The following is a 15,360-nucleotide window of genomic DNA, read 5'->3' on the forward strand; positions in this document are numbered from 1 at the left end:
ATGCCAGAATCTCAATGCATTGATCTTCTTTAATGGGAAAAATAGCCATGTACGGCAAGGATAAGCTTACCGCCTGCCCGATTACCCCAGTGAACGCAGGAATGCCCTGCACATGGCTTCGTGTGTTTAACATAGGGCTTCGCCTTCTTCAGCCTCTCACGTCCTCTGAGTCTAACCGGGCTCACAGCAGAAAATTTTGATTCTGGAACGCCTTAAATGGGACAGTTGTCGACGCCGCCAGAGAAGGTGGACGACAGTGTACCCCTGCATGGATACCTCTCACCACAGAACGGCCTTCAGACCCCACCGCCGCTAGACCAGATTACATAAAAAGTGAATTTTTTCATTTTGTAACTTTAACGTTATGTTACTTGGTATTTTTGCTGCCATGATTCATTGCGTTACTTATTGAAATGTGTTGGTCACCCAAACCTTACTATTGCTACAGGGAAAATCACATGTCACAACGGTCACTTCAGGCACTGTGTCTGATGAGTTTTTTTCTGGCCGACGTCAGAGACGGTCTGGGACCATTTTTAGGCATTTTTCTGACAGAACGCCACTGGAGCCCGGATGAAATAGGCCTGGTCATGACCTCAGGCGGCATTGCAGGGCTCCTCTCAACGTTGCCCGCAGGCGTGGTGGCGGATGCAACGCGCTATAAACGTCTTGTCATCCTGACAGGATGCATCGTGATTACCGTTGCGACCTTATTACTCTGGTACAGCAACCAGTCCTGGACGGCGATCATTTCACAGATCGTTGCCGGTATTGCTGCCGCCTTTATTGGCCCGACCGTAGCAGGGATAACGCTGGGCCTGACGGGGCAAAAAGGGTTCAACCACCAGATGGGGCGGAACGAGGCTTACAACCATGCCGGAAACACTCTGGCGGCTGTACTGGCAGGATTCGCAGCCTGGAAATGGGGGCTCGGCGCCGTTTTCATTTTAATGATGATAATGGCCGTCTTTGCCGCCATCGCGACGTTGGCGATACGTGGAGAGGATATCAATCATGAGGTTGCGCGCGGATTAGAAGACAATCAGTCTCAAAAGCCGACGCTGAGCCTGTGGATCCTGGCGCGCAAACCCGCACTGCTGGTAACCGGTCTGACTTTACTGCTGTTTCATCTGGCCAACGCCGCACTGTTGCCCATGCTGAGTATGCGCGTTGCCTCATCAACCGGGCCAGATGCGGTCGATCCCGGTTTGTATGCTGCGGCAACGGTTGTTATTTCTCAGCTGGTGATGATCCCTGTCGCGATTTACGTTTCACGCCGTGTGGATAAAATTGGCTATCGCTATTTGATCATGACGGCCCTGTTAATGATGCCGCTTCGGGCGCTTATTGCGGCAGAATTTCCAGAGACGCTATTCGTTATTCCAGTCCAGGTGCTTGATGGCATTGCGGCAGGAATACTGGGCGTTGCCGTGCCGGGCTACATTGTCTCCCTGCTGCGCGGCAGCGGGCACGTTAATGCGGGTCAGAGTGTGGTGATGCTAATGCAAGGCGTAGGTGCCTCCATGAGCCCGGCGATGACGGGGCTGATTGTGGCTCGCTATTCCTACAGTATTGCCTTTAGCGCATTGGGTTGTATCGCCCTGGTGGCCTTACTGCTGTGGTGGAGCACCGGACGAACGCCGGCGGCTGAACCGGCATAATTAAGGGTAATCTGCCAGCAATCTCACGCTGGCGGATTCTGGTTTGCCCCTGAATACCGCATGCAATAGGCGAATCCGCCATCCTGAATACCGTTTAAAAGGGACTCAGGCACCATCAGATGTGCCAAAATGTAAACAAAGGTAAAAAATGATTTATGTCTATCTCACTTATTAATCACTCTTTTTTCCTGATTACTTGCAAAAAATTACATTCATGTACTATGTTTTCTCGCTGCGGTTAAGAACGCTCTATCATTAATGTCACTGGCCTCTTATAGCTTTCTCTTCCTTTATTTCCGTTAACCTCGCTGACTGGCTGCGAAAGCTATAGGTCGTCTTCATTTAAGTAGTTTGAGGAAAATATGGATACAAACCGTTCATCGTCACCCAGGCCTAAAAAACATTTCTGGAATAAAAAGCAAAAAAAACTCACGGTTGATGACATAACCGTTATCGATAATGACATGTTAAAACGCGCTGTCGGTGCCGCCGCATTGGGTAATGCCATGGAGTGGTTTGACTTTGGCGTCTACAGCTACCTGGCTGTTATCATTGGTAAGGTCTTTTTCCCCGATGCCAATACGGCAATTCAGTTGATCGCGACCTTTGGTACCTTTGCAGCGGCGTTTTTAGTCCGCCCACTGGGCGGTCTGGTATTCGGTCCGCTGGGTGACCGAATCGGACGTCAGAAAGTGCTGGCCATCACCATGATCATGATGTCGATAGGCACATTTTGCATCGGCATCATTCCATCCTATGCCTCAATCGGCATCATGGCACCCATCCTGCTGCTGGTGGCCCGACTCGTTCAGGGATTCTCTACCGGTGGCGAATATGGCGGTGCAGCAACCTTCATCGCAGAGTATTCGACAGATAAACGTCGTGGTTTTATGGGAAGCTTCCTGGAGTTCGGTACATTAGGCGGCTACCTGCTGGGTGCCTGTCTGGTGACCGTAATGACGAGCTTTATCTCATCAGAAGCCATGATGTCCTGGGGCTGGCGCGTGCCCTTCTTTATTGCCGCGCCCCTTGGCTTGTTCGGCCTGTATGTGCGTTTGAAACTCGAGGAAACACCGGCTTTTAAACAACATATGCAGAAGCAGGAGGAGCTGGAGCAGAGTAAACCGCGCCTGACGCTCTTCAAGATGTTAAGTAAGCACCGCGTGCCCATGATGAAGTGTATCGGGCTGGTCTTATTGTTTAACGTTTCCAACTACATGCTGACCTCGTATATGCCCAGCTATCTTACCGGCGTACTGGGTTTACCTGAGCTCAGCGGGCTGCTGCTGGTAATGATCGTGATGTTTGTCATGATGCCGTTAACGCTGATGTGGGGCCGCTGGACCGATCGAATTGGTCGTCGCCCGGTGATTGGCTTCGGTGCAGTGGGCCTGATCCTGCTCGCTATCCCCAGCTTTATGTTGATCGGTTCACATAATATGTGGGCAGTCTTTGCCGGCCTGCTCATACTGGGTATTCTGCACACCTGCTTCAGTGGCACCATGCCCTCAACGCTACCCGCGCTTTTTGCCACTGATATTCGTTACAGTGCACTGGCGATCGGCTTCAATCTTTCGGTTTCACTGTTTGGCGGCACCACGCCTTTACTTACCGCATGGCTGGTTGATACCACGCAAAATACCATGATGCCGGCGTACTACATGATGGTTGCAGGGGTGGTGGGATTACTGACGATTCTGACGGTACGTGAAACGGCCCGTAAGCCCTTAACCGGCTCTTCTCCTGCTGTCGCAAGCGAAGCCGAAGCCCAAAGCCTGATTAATAAAATGGACAGAAAGGCTGAATCCGATCGACCCGCGCCAGCTGACGCGAAATAACCCGCCGTTTTCATCCAAAACACCCTGTCCGCAGGGTGTTTTTTTATGTGTACATTCAGTCTAGTCATTACCAAACCGGGCCACCGTGCTGGCCGCACCCAGGGCATGTCCTTTGAGTTTCTTCAACAGCTCGTCATGAGTCAAACCCGGTTCAAGCGCAGAGGGTGCAAGATCCGTGGCAATCAGCACGAAGTTATAGTGGTGAATGCCTGAACCGACAGGCGGACAGGGGCCGTAGTAATGGGCGGTGCCCGGTGAGTTTTTCCCACCCGTGTAACCTTTCCCCGTTGTCAGTTCACCCTGAGCAAAAGCACTGCGTTCAGAAGCAATGTTGTAAGCCACCATATGACTCACCCCGAGACCTTTAGCCCCCACGGGATCGGTAATCAGTAAGGCAAAGCTTTTGGTACCGGCCGGACTCTCTGACCAGTTAAGTTCGGGTGATACGTTTTCGCCGGTACAGGCCGCATTACTTTTATTCGCACCGGCAAATTTTTTATCTAACAAGCCATTATCGCTGAAGTCTTTCGACTGCAGGGTTAAAGCCAATGCAGCAGGACATAAAAAGATTAACAACAGATAAGGAAATTTTTTCACCTGATACTCCTGTGTTATCGAGAGGTTATCCTGGGACGAGAGTGAAATTCATCCAATCCACAGTGAAACAGTATATGTCTCAAAACCCGACAGAGAAGTGAGACAGGAGCCCACAGAAGAGAGGAGAAGAGAAATAAAAACGGCAGTTCGCCAGGGGCGACAGGCCTTAAGGATCGGCCTGTGAAGGGGAATAAGGCTTATTTTACTGTCATCTTTCAGGGTGAAATCGCCAGTATTTAGCGCCAGATTGCCGGTAGCAAACCGGTCTGACGCCTTTTTTTTATTTACACAAAAGGCCTGATACTTGATCTGAATCACAAAAATCCGCATGATCTGCATCAAACATTTAAACAGGTATTGAGGCAAAAATGACACTTTATCAACACATGCTGGTCTTCTATGGCATTGTTGCCTCGGTAGCGGCACTCATCACCTTCTTTATCGCCAAAGACAAGCTCAGCATCAAACTGTTGAGTGCTTTTCTGGTTGGTGCAACATGGCCTATGAGTTTTCCGGTAGCATTAATGTTCGCGCTATTTTGAAATTTCTCTCCTGTAGGTCAGATACATCGCTACCTGCTGGGCGGTCTTCACACTGCAATAAGACACCTTCACCAGACAATTTTGCATAACCTTCCCTTGGCGCAACCGCTGCCCTGTACTGTTCTGCAAAACCCGCTTTTTCTTGCAAGCGATGGCTGCAATCATCGCCACAGCGTGCCGTTCCGATAGACGCCTTTTGTCATACACCGCACTCACTGACTTGCTGACGTCGCAAGATACCTGTTTTGGCAGCGCGCGATCGCCCGCTACCGAAAGGGAAAATCGTAGGGTAACAGACTGAACCTCGTGAAGTTTTTACCCCACCTTTATTGTGAACCCTGGTGTGTTATTTCAGCATAACGGGCCGTCAGTTGCTTCAGGTGCATTTCCAGTTGAGACCGGGCAGCGGCAGGTAAAGGTTCGCCCGCAGGATGTTGTGACAATGCCCGCAGTTGCTCTTCAACCGGTATGGATTGGTTAAAGGACTGCATAGTGGAAAAAACCACTGATTTCAGCTCGCTGACCCGTTTCAAGAATGATTGCCGTCCGACCTCAGGCCAGATTCCTAGCGTTAATATCTGCGCAATTTCGCCCTGCTCACTCAGGCCCGATCGTGCGTTGCATTGGCCTCCGCCTCACTTTGTTGCTGCTTTGCCAGAGTCCGGGCGAGAAGCGTTGAATACAACGGCGTTCCGCCGAAATATTGCGCAGACAGGGTAGCCCCAAGACAGGTAATAATCATTGGCAGAATAAGCTGATAATTATTCGTCATCTCCAGCACCAGAATAATGCCGGTCAAGGGTGCGCGTACCGAGGCCGCAAATAACGCTCCCATGCCCGCAACGGCAAAAGTTGCCGCTTCAAGATGATACGCCGGAAACATCGCAACACAGAGTTGACCGACGCTGATGCCGAGTAATGTGCCGAGCGTCAGCATCGGCGCGAAAATACCGCCTGGCGCCCCGGATGCGAAACACAGCAAGGTGGTCAGCGCGCGAAGAAAAAACAGGGAGAGTAAAGCGGCGGAGGTATATGTACCGGCTGAAAAGTCGGGAATTAACGTAATACCGCCAGTAACGGCCTGAGGCAGTACCAGCCCCAGCAGACCGCATAATCCGCCCAACACTGCACCGCCCAGCACCCAACGCGAGGTTTGGCCCTTGTGAAGAGTCTGAAACAGATCCTGCAGCGTGAATATCAGACGATTAAAGGCCACACCGCAGCCACCAAATAGAATCCCTAACAGCAAATATAACCACAGGGTTTGTATCGGCGCATCTTTCAGTTGCCCGATGTTAATGATGGGTTCGTTACCGTTCAGCGCGCGAAAAACAATGCTTGAGGTAATGACCCCAACAAACACGGCTTTGATAGAAATAAGGCTAAAGCGAAACTGCAGGCGCATTTCTTCAATGATGAACAGAATGCCTGCCAGCGGGGCATTAAAGGCGGCGGCCAGGCCTGAAGCAGCACCGGTAGCCAGAATAGTATGACGGGATTCAGAAGACCGCATGCGGAAGATATCCAGACACATGCGTCCAATGTTGCCGCCAATTTGAACTGTCGGCCCTTCTCGCCCAAGCACCATGCCCGAGCCCAGCGCGCCCAGCCCCCCAACGAACTTCACCGGTAAAACTCGCCACCAGCGTACGGGCCTTAACTCCTCCAGCGCACCTTCTATTTCAGGAATGCCCGATCCACCCGCTTCAGGCGCAAATTGCCTGACAAGAAAATAGCCTGACGCTGCCAGCCCTGCGGAAAAAATAAAGGCAAATAAGCCCATTAACAAGGCATTGTTTTCAAACTGGCTCAGCCAGTGGAGGCGGGAATGTATGACCCAGCTTACCGCTCTGTCGAATGCCACCGCCGTCAGGCCTGTTAATACGCCTACCAGCGCGGCAAGCAGTAATAAGGCAACCGGCGTTTTATCTCGCCGAATAAGATATTGTAACAACCGTAGCCGACGGGGGCGAAAAAGACCGGGTCGGTTTGAGACAAAAGCGCGCATGCCTGACCTCAAAATTAGCGTGCTGAACAGCACCAACAATGCAAATTAAATCCAGAGGTTATCGCATCCCCGCCATAATTCCTCGCTTTTATTTATCTCCGAATTTTACTAAATCAGCAACCTGCTGCTGCATAAGGGATGATGTAGGGTAATCATCACGCCTGATAAAATTTCAGGCCTCCTCTGACAATTTTATCTGCAAGCCATTGATTTGCAGCCTGAGGACGCTCATCATCCTGCGCCATCAACGATCTTTCTGGAGACGCGTGTGTGACCACTCTCAGTAATTCACTGCTTGAAGCCGTTCTTGAGCAGGTCCGTCCGTTAGTTCATCAGGGCAAAGTCGCTAATTACATTCCGGCGCTGGCTGACGTCGCGGCCGACCATCTGGGTATAGCGGTCTGTTTACGTGATGGCACAGTTTTTCAGGCAGGCGATGCTGAAACTCGTTTTTCGATCCAGTCCATTTCGAAAGTGCTCTCACTCACCGTCGCGCTGACGCGTTATGAGGATGCGGAGATATGGCGGCGAGTGGGTAAAGAACCCTCCGGTCAGCCTTTTAATTCGCTGGTTCAGCTTGAACTGGAGCAGGGAAAACCCCGTAATCCCTTTATTAACGCCGGGGCGCTGGTGATCTGCGATTTGCTTGAAACCCGACTGACAGCACCGCGTCAGCGTATGCTGGAAATAATCCGTCAGCTCAGTCAGCAATCGGATATTCAGTACGATCGTCACGTCGCCCGTTCTGAATACGAACACTCTGCCCGCAACGCGGCTATCGCCTGGCTGATGAAGTCATTTGGTAATTTTGACAACGACGTCACCAGCGTTATGCAGACTTATTTTCACTACTGCTCATTGTCCATGAACTGTATTGAACTGGCTCGCAGTTTTAATTATCTGGCTAATCAGGGAAAAACCCTGGATGGCGCGTCCCTGATTTCGTCCCGCCAGGCGCGGCAGATCAATGCGCTAATGATTACCAGCGGTATGTACGACGGGGCTGGCGAATTTGCCTGGCGGGTGGGCATGCCCGCCAAATCCGGGGTTGGCGGCGGTATCATTGCCGTCATTCCTGGTGAAATGAGCATCGCGGTCTGGTCACCCGGATTGGATAGCGCGGGCAATTCGTTAGCCGGCACCGCCGCGCTGGAGTGCCTGACTGACAAACTCGGCCGTTCGATATTCTGATTCAGCTCACGACATTCACGGGCCGGTTTTGCTCAAATCCCGCCAGGTTCACCATGAGTCCCTGAAGCAGATTGTGCATGCCGCTGTTACTCGCCCAGGCAATGTGCGGTGTCAGGAGAAGATTGGGGATATCGGGCTGGAGTAGAGGGTGATCCCGCGCAGGGGGTTCACTGCTGAGAACGTCCAGCGCTGCACCGGCAAGGGTGCCATTCCGCAGGGCATCTGCCAGTTGCGCCTCGTGAATTAAGCCGCCCCGCGCGGTGTTAATCAGTAACGCCTGGGGTTTCATCTTTTCCAGCGTCTCGCGATCGATCAGATGACGGGTTTGCTCGCTAAGAGGGCAGTGCAGTGAAATGATATCGCTGGAGGCCAGCATCGCATCAAAGCTGACATAGCCGTCACGGATCCTGCTGCTGTCTTTGCGTTCGGCATAAAGCACACGCATTCCCAAGGCCTGTGCCAGCCTGCCGACTGCGCTGCCGATGTCGCCCTTTCCAACAATACCCAGCGTTGCGCCAGCAATATCCTGAATCGGCGCCCGGTGCAGGCAAAAATGAGAGGATTCAGGCCAGGAGTGACGCGTGCTGTTGGCGTATTCCACGATCTGGCGCCGCAAGGCAAAAATAAAGGCTATCACGCCTTCCGAAACACTTTGCGTTGAGTAACCCGGAATGTTGCTCACCACAATGCCACGTTCTTTGCAGGCTGCAATATCAATGCAGTCATAGCCCGTTGCCGTGACACAGATGTATCGCAGGTCGGGGAGCTGTGCCAGCGTCGCCGCACGTAAGGGCACCTTGTTGGTGATGGCAATGGTCGCCCCCTTTAGTGCTGTAACGATCTCGTCTTCGGCCGTGTCCGTTCGAAATTGCCAGTCACTACACCAGGCGGGCTGAGTCGGTGGCACGGGCAATGTGTCGCCATCGAGTGTTACGATTTTCATTAGATCTCCTTTATTACGATATCACCGACAAATAATGTTATTCAAATGTACGGCATGAGTAACGATAAAGTTAATTTCAAAGCCAATTTGAGTGAAGGTGTTCAAAAGGTGCGACTTTCGATGGCTTAAATGCCATTTTTTTTAACCCTTTTATCTCCGTCGCGTTACACTGCCGCCCTGAAATTGTGAATAACTATCCTGTTCTGATAATGAAATCCACCCGCTGTAAACAACAACGACTGAGCGCCTGTATTGCGATACTGGCTGTACTGCTGTTGTTTATTGCACCTGTGGTATCAAAAAATCTTGCTGAACGCCATGATGCGATGACGATGTCAGGCATGAGTGCGGATATGCCGATGATGGATCATCACAGCGATATGGCGATGACCGATCACAGTATGATGAACGACGGCCTCGCCTGCGGTTATTGCGATCTGCTGGTGCATGTTCCGTTAATGTTGTGGGTATTTATTCCCTTCATCTGGTTGATCTGCCTGACCTGTCGCGCTCCTCCGCCCCGGCACATTGCGCGCCTGGCGTTACCGCGCCTGAACGGTATTTATCGACCCCGCGCACCACCCTTGCCCCGGTTGTTTATTTCCTCGATGTGATCTTTTCTTCTTACGCCATGGCGCAGGAGGAAAAGCCCGGTATTCTGAAAATATGGAATCGCTATGACTTTTTCACGGGAAAACAATCTTCCTCAACGCGGGGCGATGTTGAATGTTCTTCGTCGTTTACATTTTTATATTGGCCTGTTTATTGCGCCCTTTATTTTTGTTGCGGCATTAACCGGCACGCTGTATGTCATTACGCCGCAGTTAGAGAACCTGATTTATAAAGATGCACTCACCACCAACGCCCAGGGCACTGCAAAGCCGCTTTCCGATCAAATTAGTGCGGCCAGGCGTTATGCCGGTAATGCCCGGATTTATGCCGTAAGGCCCGCTCCGGGCGAACACGACACGACGCGTGTGCAGTTTTCAGAGCCGCAGTCAGGCCCTTCAGAATCACGTTCTGTTTTTATCGACCCTTATACGCTCGCTGTAAAAGGGGACATGACGGTTTATGGCACCAGCGGCGTATTACCTCTTCGCATGTGGCTCGATCAGGTTCATCGCGGTCTGCTGCTGGGCGATGTTGGCCGTAATTACAGCGAACTGGCGGCGTCATGGTTATGGGTTGCGGCACTGGGTGGCATTCTGCTGTGGCTGGGTACGCGTCCGCGGCGCAAAGTCAGACAGCCGCGTTCTGGCTTTTTATTAACGCGTTCCTGGCATATTACGCTCGGCTTAGTCCTGTCCCTTGGTCTGGTCTTTTTCTCGGTAACGGGATTAACCTGGTCACAGTGGGCAGGTAGTAATATTGATAAAATGCGCAGCGATTTTGGCTGGTTGACGCCTCAGGTCAGAACAGCGCTAAATGGCGATGCACCGGTGGTGGCTGCCGATCCTCATGCCGAACATCATGCCACGATGGACGGTATGGCAATGGGCGGCACACTGACCGGCATGCCGGGTCATAAGACCGACAAACCCGTTATCCTTAATCAGCCTGATGCTGACTGGGACAGGGTTGAGGCGGCCGCACGTAGCGCAGGTATCAAGGCGGCAAAAATTGAATTACGCCAGCCGAAAAGTGCCGGTCAGGCATGGACAGTGAGTGAGATCGATCGCCGCTGGCCAAGTCAGGTCGATTCGGTTTCCGTTAATCCTGATGACTTCAGCATTGTCGATCACGTGGAGTTTGCCCATTTTCCGCTGGTCGCGAAGCTGACACGCTGGGGCGTGGATGCACATATGGGCGTGCTGTTTGGCCTACCGAACCAACTCATCCTGGCGCTGTTTAGTACGGGGTTATGTGCGATGATCGTTCTGGGTTATCGCATGTGGTGGATTCGCCGCCCGGCATTACCGCAGGCCAATCCCGCGCAAACGCTGCTGGCAGCATGGCAGGTCTTACCGCGCTATCAGCAGGGGGCCAGCCTGATCCTGGCTCTCGCATTCGGTTATGCGCTGCCGTTGATGGGCGTGAGTTTACTGGCCTTCTTACTGCTTGATATCCAGCGCTGGCGGAAAGCACAGCGTGCTTCACGTCAGGAGGTTGTCACGCCGCTGGATAAGCAGTCTCCATTGGCGATTGTTCAATCCCGATTTGCCGTTAAGCGTAAAGAGATGCGTTATTTCCTGCGCAGCGTGGTCATTCTGGCAATTATTGTGGGAACCGTTATGGCACGCGCCATGGTGAGTGGCGTAATTGAGCAATACAATATTCCGTTCAGCGACTGGACGATAATGATGTATATCACTCAGGCCATGATGATTCTGCTTTATACCACCGTATTTACCGGCTTAATGTCGATTCCACTCTGGTATTTTTTCCTGGGTGAAAGTGACGAGCAGGGCAAGTAATAAAAATGCCCGCATTATGCGGGCGTTTGATGAATCAGAATGCATGCTAAGCCGTGTCTTTAATCATGATGGATATCGTGAACGCGTTGCAACGCGTGTTTTAACTGGCTGACATCCTCTTTTAACCAGTGCCGTTGCGTCAGAGGCAGATGATCCAGTCCTTCGGGAAGCGGCACACCCTCTAACGCCCCCTCATTACAAAGCGCCCTGACCAGAGTTGCCTGCGAAACCCCTAGATAGGCTGCCATTTCAGATAATGTCATACGATCTGAGTGCATTTTTCACCTCCTGATCTTCACTTGCTGATGCATTTTTGTTCAGCCCTCCCCCGGCTATATTGATCTCAAACAGGATTGGGCATAAAACAGTTGAAAGTGAATAAAGTTGCTAAGCTGGTAACTCAGATCCTAAAAACAGGGATAAGACTGTGCAACGTTATGGATTGATGGCGCTTTTGCTCGTTTCCTGCTGGGCCAGCGCGCATAACATCGTCATCGGGCAGCCCCTTCCGTCGGTTTTTATTGCGGATAAAGGTGAAATGCGGCTGGAGGGCGGCAAGGTTAACTATCAAAAATGGAACAGCCTTTCTCTTCCGGGTCGGACACGTTTAGTTATTCATGTTGCAGGACGATTGTCGGCCAAAGAGCAGTCCGCCCCGCTTATTGCGGCCCTGCAGCGCGCCAACCTGCCACAAGACCGGTTCCAGACCACAACCATCGTGAATACAGATGATGCTTTGCCTGGCAGCAGTCTGTTTGTGATTAACAGTATCCGCTCCAGTAAAAAAGCCTCACCATGGCAACAATTTATTATCGACAGTAGCGGCGTGGCACAACATCGCTGGCAGCTTAAGCCAGAAGGTGCCGCTGTCATCGTGCTGGACCCTGATGGTCAGGTAAAGTTTGCGAAAGACACGGCGCTCAGTGCGGATGATGTTTCTCAGGTCATTGCAACATTACGTGCGCTGACAGGCTGACCCCTGGCAACCCGGTAAAGGTACCGCACGGTCTGCCAATCCGACGGAGGTTTATGAATTTTCCACCTTTTCCACAAGCTCAACTAGTATTAACGATGTGGATTTAGCAAAAAAAACCTGTAACCCTAAATGTAAAATAACGGGTAAGCCTGCCAACCATGTTATGGCAGATTAAGCGTCTTTTTGAAGGGCACCGCATCTTTCGCGTTGCCGTAAATGTATCCGTTTATAAGGACAGCCCGAATGACGGTCTGCGCAAAAAAACACGTTCATCTCACTCGCGATGCTGCGGAGCAGTTACTGGCTGATATTGATCGACGCCTTGATCAGTTATTGCCCGTGGAGGGAGAACGGGATGTTGTGGGTGCCGCGATGCGTGAAGGTGCGCTGGCACCGGGAAAACGTATTCGCCCCATGTTGCTGTTGCTGACCGCCCGCGATCTGGGTTGCGCTGTCAGCCATGACGGATTACTGGATTTGGCCTGTGCGGTGGAAATGGTCCACGCGGCTTCGCTGATCCTTGACGATATGCCCTGCATGGACGATGCGAAGCTGCGGCGCGGACGCCCTACCATTCATTCTCATTACGGAGAGCATGTGGCAATACTGGCGGCGGTTGCCTTGCTGAGTAAAGCCTTTGGCGTAATTGCCGATGCAGATGGCCTCACGCCGCTGGCAAAAAATCGGGCGGTTTCTGAACTGTCAAACGCCATCGGCATGCAAGGATTGGTTCAGGGTCAGTTCAAGGACCTGTCTGAAGGGGATAAGCCGCGCAGCGCTGAAGCTATTCTGATGACGAATCACTTTAAAACCAGCACGCTGTTTTGTGCCTCCATGCAGATGGCCTCGATTGTTGCGAATGCCTCCAGCGAAGCGCGTGATTGCCTGCATCGTTTTTCACTTGATCTTGGTCAGGCATTTCAACTACTGGACGATTTGACCGATGGCATGACCGACACCGGTAAGGATAGCAATCAGGACGCCGGTAAATCGACGCTGGTCAATCTGTTAGGCCCGAGGGCGGTTGAAGAACGTCTGAGACAACATCTTCATCTTGCCAGTGAGCATCTCTCTGCGGCCTGCCAACACGGGCACGCCACTCAACATTTTATTCAGGCCTGGTTTGACAAAAAACTCGCTGCCGTCAGTTAAGGATGCTGCATGAGCCATTTCGCGGCGATCGCACCGCCTTTTTACAGCCATGTTCGCGCATTACAGAATCTCGCTCAGGAACTGGTCGCGCGCGGTCATCGGGTGACCTTTATTCAGCAATACGATATTAAACACTTGATCGATAGCGAAACCATTGGATTTCATTCCGTCGGGACAGACAGCCATCCCCCCGGCGCGTTAACGCGCGTGCTACACCTGGCGGCTCATCCTCTGGGGCCGTCAATGCTGAAGCTCATCAATGAAATGGCGCGCACCACCGATATGCTGTGCCGCGAACTCCCCCAGGCATTTAACGATCTGGCGATAGATGGCGTCATTGTTGATCAAATGGAACCGGCAGGCGCGCTCGTTGCTGAAGCACTGGGACTGCCGTTTATCTCCGTAGCCTGCGCGCTGCCTCTCAATCGTGAACCGGATATGCCCCTGGCGGTTATGCCTTTCGAATACGGGACCAGCGACGCGGCTCGCGAACGTTATGCCGCCAGTGAAAAAATTTATGACTGGCTAATGCGTCGTCATGACCGTGTCATTGCCGAACACAGCCACAGAATGGGCTTAGCCCCCCGGCAAAAGCTTCACCAGTGTTTTTCGCCACTGGCGCAAATCAGCCAGCTTGTTCCTGAACTGGATTTTCCCCGCAAAGCGTTACCGGCTTGTTTTCATGCCGTCGGGCCTCTGCGCGAAACGTACGCACCATCAACGTCTTCATCCCGTTATTTTACATCCTCAGAAAAACCCCGGATTTTCGCCTCGCTGGGCACGCTTCAGGGACACCGTTATGGGCTGTTTAAAACGATAGTGAAAGCCTGTGAAGAAATTGACGGTCAGCTCCTGTTAGCCCACTGTGGTCGTCTTACGGACTCTCAGAGTGAAGAACTGGCGCGAAGCCGTCATACACAGGTGGTGGATTTTGCCGATCAGTCAGCCGCGCTGTCACAGGCGCAGCTGGCGATCACCCACGGCGGCATGAATACGGTACTGGACGCGATTAATTACCGGACGCCCCTTTTAGCGCTTCCACTGGCCTTTGATCAGCCCGGCGTCGCGTCACGCATCGTTTATCACGGCATCGGCAAGCGTGCTTCCCGCTTTACCACCAGCCATGCTTTGGCTCGTCAGATGCGTTCATTGCTGACCAACGTCGACTTTCAGCAGCGCATGGCGAAGATCCAGACCGCCCTTCGTTTGGCAGGGGGCACCATGGCCGCTGCCGATATCATTGAGCAGGTTATGCGCACCGGTCAGCCTGTCTTAAGTGGGAGCGGCTATGCAACCGCATTATGATCTGATTCTCGTGGGGGCTGGACTCGCGAATGGCCTTATCGCCCTGCGTCTTCAGCAGCAGCAACCTGATATGCGTATTTTGCTTATCGACGCCGCACCCCAGGCGGGCGGGAATCATACGTGGTCATTTCACCACGATGATTTGACTGAGAGCCAACATCGTTGGATAGCTCCGCTGGTGGTTCATCACTGGCCCGACTATCAGGTGCGCTTTCCCACACGCCGTCGTAAGCTGAACAGCGGCTACTTCTGTATTACTTCTCAGCGTTTCGCTGAGGTTTTACAGCGACAGTTTGGCCCGCACTTGTGGATGGATACCGCGGTCGCAGAGGTTAATGCGGAATCTGTTCGGTTGAAAAAGGGTCAGGTTATCGGTGCACGCGCGGTGATTGACGGGCGGGGTTATGCGGCAAACTCAGCACTGAGCGTGGGCTTCCAGGCGTTTATTGGCCAGGAATGGCGATTGAGCCAACCGCATGGTTTATCGTCTCCCATTATCATGGATGCCACGGTCGATCAGCAAAATGGTTATCGCTTCGTGTACAGCCTGCCGCTCTCGCCGACCAGATTGTTAATTGAAGACACGCACTATATCGATAATGCAACATTAGATCCTGAACGCGCGCGGCAAAATATTTGCGACTATGCCGCGCAACAGGGTTGGCAGCTTCAGACACTGCTGCGTGAAGAACAGGGCGCCTTACCCATCACCCTGTCGGGCAATGCCGACGCA

The 15,360-nt window shown here is 52.3% G+C and carries 14 protein-coding genes and 1 pseudogene; 10 read left to right on the forward strand and 5 right to left on the reverse strand.

Annotated elements, in window-relative coordinates:
• The first annotated feature begins 458 nt into the window (after positions 1 to 458).
• Positions 459 to 1,661, forward strand: coding sequence for an MFS transporter (locus DFO57_RS15765; protein ID WP_014598266.1), 1,203 nt, complete (start codon positions 459 to 461; stop codon positions 1,659 to 1,661).
• Positions 1,662 to 2,023: 362 nt separating this feature from the next.
• Positions 2,024 to 3,499, forward strand: a complete 1,476-nt coding sequence (proP, locus tag DFO57_RS15770) for a glycine betaine/L-proline transporter ProP (RefSeq protein WP_013027960.1) — start codon at positions 2,024 to 2,026, stop codon at positions 3,497 to 3,499.
• A 60-nt stretch (positions 3,500 to 3,559) separates the two neighbouring features.
• Here the strand turns inward: proP and DFO57_RS15775 are convergent, their stop codons facing one another.
• Positions 3,560 to 4,096 (reverse strand): YbhB/YbcL family Raf kinase inhibitor-like protein, encoded by a 537-nt coding sequence (locus DFO57_RS15775; RefSeq protein WP_024471506.1) that lies wholly within the window; start codon positions 4,094 to 4,096, stop codon positions 3,560 to 3,562.
• 368 nt (positions 4,097 to 4,464) lie between these two features.
• Here DFO57_RS15775 and DFO57_RS15780 point away from each other — a divergent pair, with 368 nt between their 5' ends.
• A complete protein-coding gene (locus DFO57_RS15780; protein WP_014333244.1) occupies positions 4,465 to 4,638 on the forward strand; it encodes a GhoT/OrtT family toxin in 174 nt (57 codons plus the stop codon).
• Between the two features lie 326 nt (positions 4,639 to 4,964).
• Here the strand turns inward: DFO57_RS15780 and DFO57_RS15785 are convergent.
• Both DFO57_RS15785 and clcA read right to left on the reverse strand, forming a co-directional pair.
• Positions 4,965 to 5,162, reverse strand: a pseudogene (locus tag DFO57_RS15785) (VasL domain-containing protein); the annotation flags it as partial.
• 77 nt (positions 5,163 to 5,239) lie between these two features.
• Positions 5,240 to 6,658 (reverse strand): H(+)/Cl(-) exchange transporter ClcA, encoded by a 1,419-nt coding sequence (gene clcA, locus DFO57_RS15790; protein WP_072137458.1) that lies wholly within the window; start codon positions 6,656 to 6,658, stop codon positions 5,240 to 5,242.
• A gap of 258 nt (positions 6,659 to 6,916) precedes the next feature.
• Here clcA and glsB point away from each other — a divergent pair, with 258 nt between their 5' ends.
• On the forward strand, positions 6,917 to 7,837 hold the full coding sequence (gene glsB / locus DFO57_RS15795; protein ID WP_105080748.1) for a glutaminase B: 921 nt from the start codon (positions 6,917 to 6,919) through the stop codon (positions 7,835 to 7,837).
• 1 nt (position 7,838) lies between these two features.
• Here the strand turns inward: glsB and DFO57_RS15800 are convergent, their stop codons facing one another.
• Complete coding sequence (locus DFO57_RS15800; RefSeq protein WP_013027987.1) at positions 7,839 to 8,780, reverse strand: D-2-hydroxyacid dehydrogenase; 942 nt, start codon at positions 8,778 to 8,780, stop codon at positions 7,839 to 7,841.
• Between the two features lie 209 nt (positions 8,781 to 8,989).
• On the opposite strand from DFO57_RS15800, the gene DFO57_RS15805 reads away from it, so the two are divergent.
• Both DFO57_RS15805 and DFO57_RS15810 read left to right on the forward strand, forming a co-directional pair.
• Complete coding sequence (locus tag DFO57_RS15805) at positions 8,990 to 9,394, forward strand: DUF2946 domain-containing protein (protein ID WP_233255869.1); 405 nt, start codon at positions 8,990 to 8,992, stop codon at positions 9,392 to 9,394.
• 63 nt (positions 9,395 to 9,457) lie between these two features.
• Positions 9,458 to 11,194 carry a DUF2534 family protein gene (locus DFO57_RS15810; protein ID WP_105080747.1) on the forward strand — a complete coding sequence of 579 codons (1,737 nt, stop codon included), beginning with the start codon at positions 9,458 to 9,460 and terminating at the stop codon, positions 11,192 to 11,194.
• A gap of 59 nt (positions 11,195 to 11,253) precedes the next feature.
• Here the strand turns inward: DFO57_RS15810 and DFO57_RS15815 are convergent, their stop codons facing one another.
• Positions 11,254 to 11,472 (reverse strand): helix-turn-helix domain-containing protein, encoded by a 219-nt coding sequence (locus DFO57_RS15815; protein ID WP_014333252.1) that lies wholly within the window; start codon positions 11,470 to 11,472, stop codon positions 11,254 to 11,256.
• Positions 11,473 to 11,621: 149 nt separating this feature from the next.
• Between DFO57_RS15815 and DFO57_RS15820 the strand changes: the two genes are divergently transcribed.
• From DFO57_RS15820 to crtY, 4 genes are all read left to right on the forward strand, one after another.
• The gene (locus DFO57_RS15820; protein ID WP_105080746.1) at positions 11,622 to 12,170 is read left to right on the forward strand and encodes a YtfJ family protein; all 549 of its coding nucleotides are present in this window, start codon (positions 11,622 to 11,624) and stop codon (positions 12,168 to 12,170) included.
• Positions 12,171 to 12,413: 243 nt separating this feature from the next.
• Complete coding sequence (locus DFO57_RS15825; protein ID WP_014333254.1) at positions 12,414 to 13,322, forward strand: polyprenyl synthetase family protein; 909 nt, start codon at positions 12,414 to 12,416, stop codon at positions 13,320 to 13,322.
• A 9-nt stretch (positions 13,323 to 13,331) separates the two neighbouring features.
• Complete coding sequence (locus DFO57_RS15830) at positions 13,332 to 14,627, forward strand: glycosyltransferase (RefSeq protein ID WP_029571296.1); 1,296 nt, start codon at positions 13,332 to 13,334, stop codon at positions 14,625 to 14,627.
• A partial coding sequence (crtY, locus tag DFO57_RS15835) for a lycopene beta-cyclase CrtY (protein ID WP_110015514.1) occupies positions 14,611 to 15,360 on the forward strand: 750 nt, incomplete at its 3' end. The genes DFO57_RS15830 and crtY, both read left to right, overlap by 17 nt.

This window comes from Pantoea sp. AG702 (assembly GCF_003182295.1).
In the GTDB taxonomy this organism is placed as follows: Bacteria; Pseudomonadota; Gammaproteobacteria; order Enterobacterales; family Enterobacteriaceae; genus Pantoea; species Pantoea ananatis.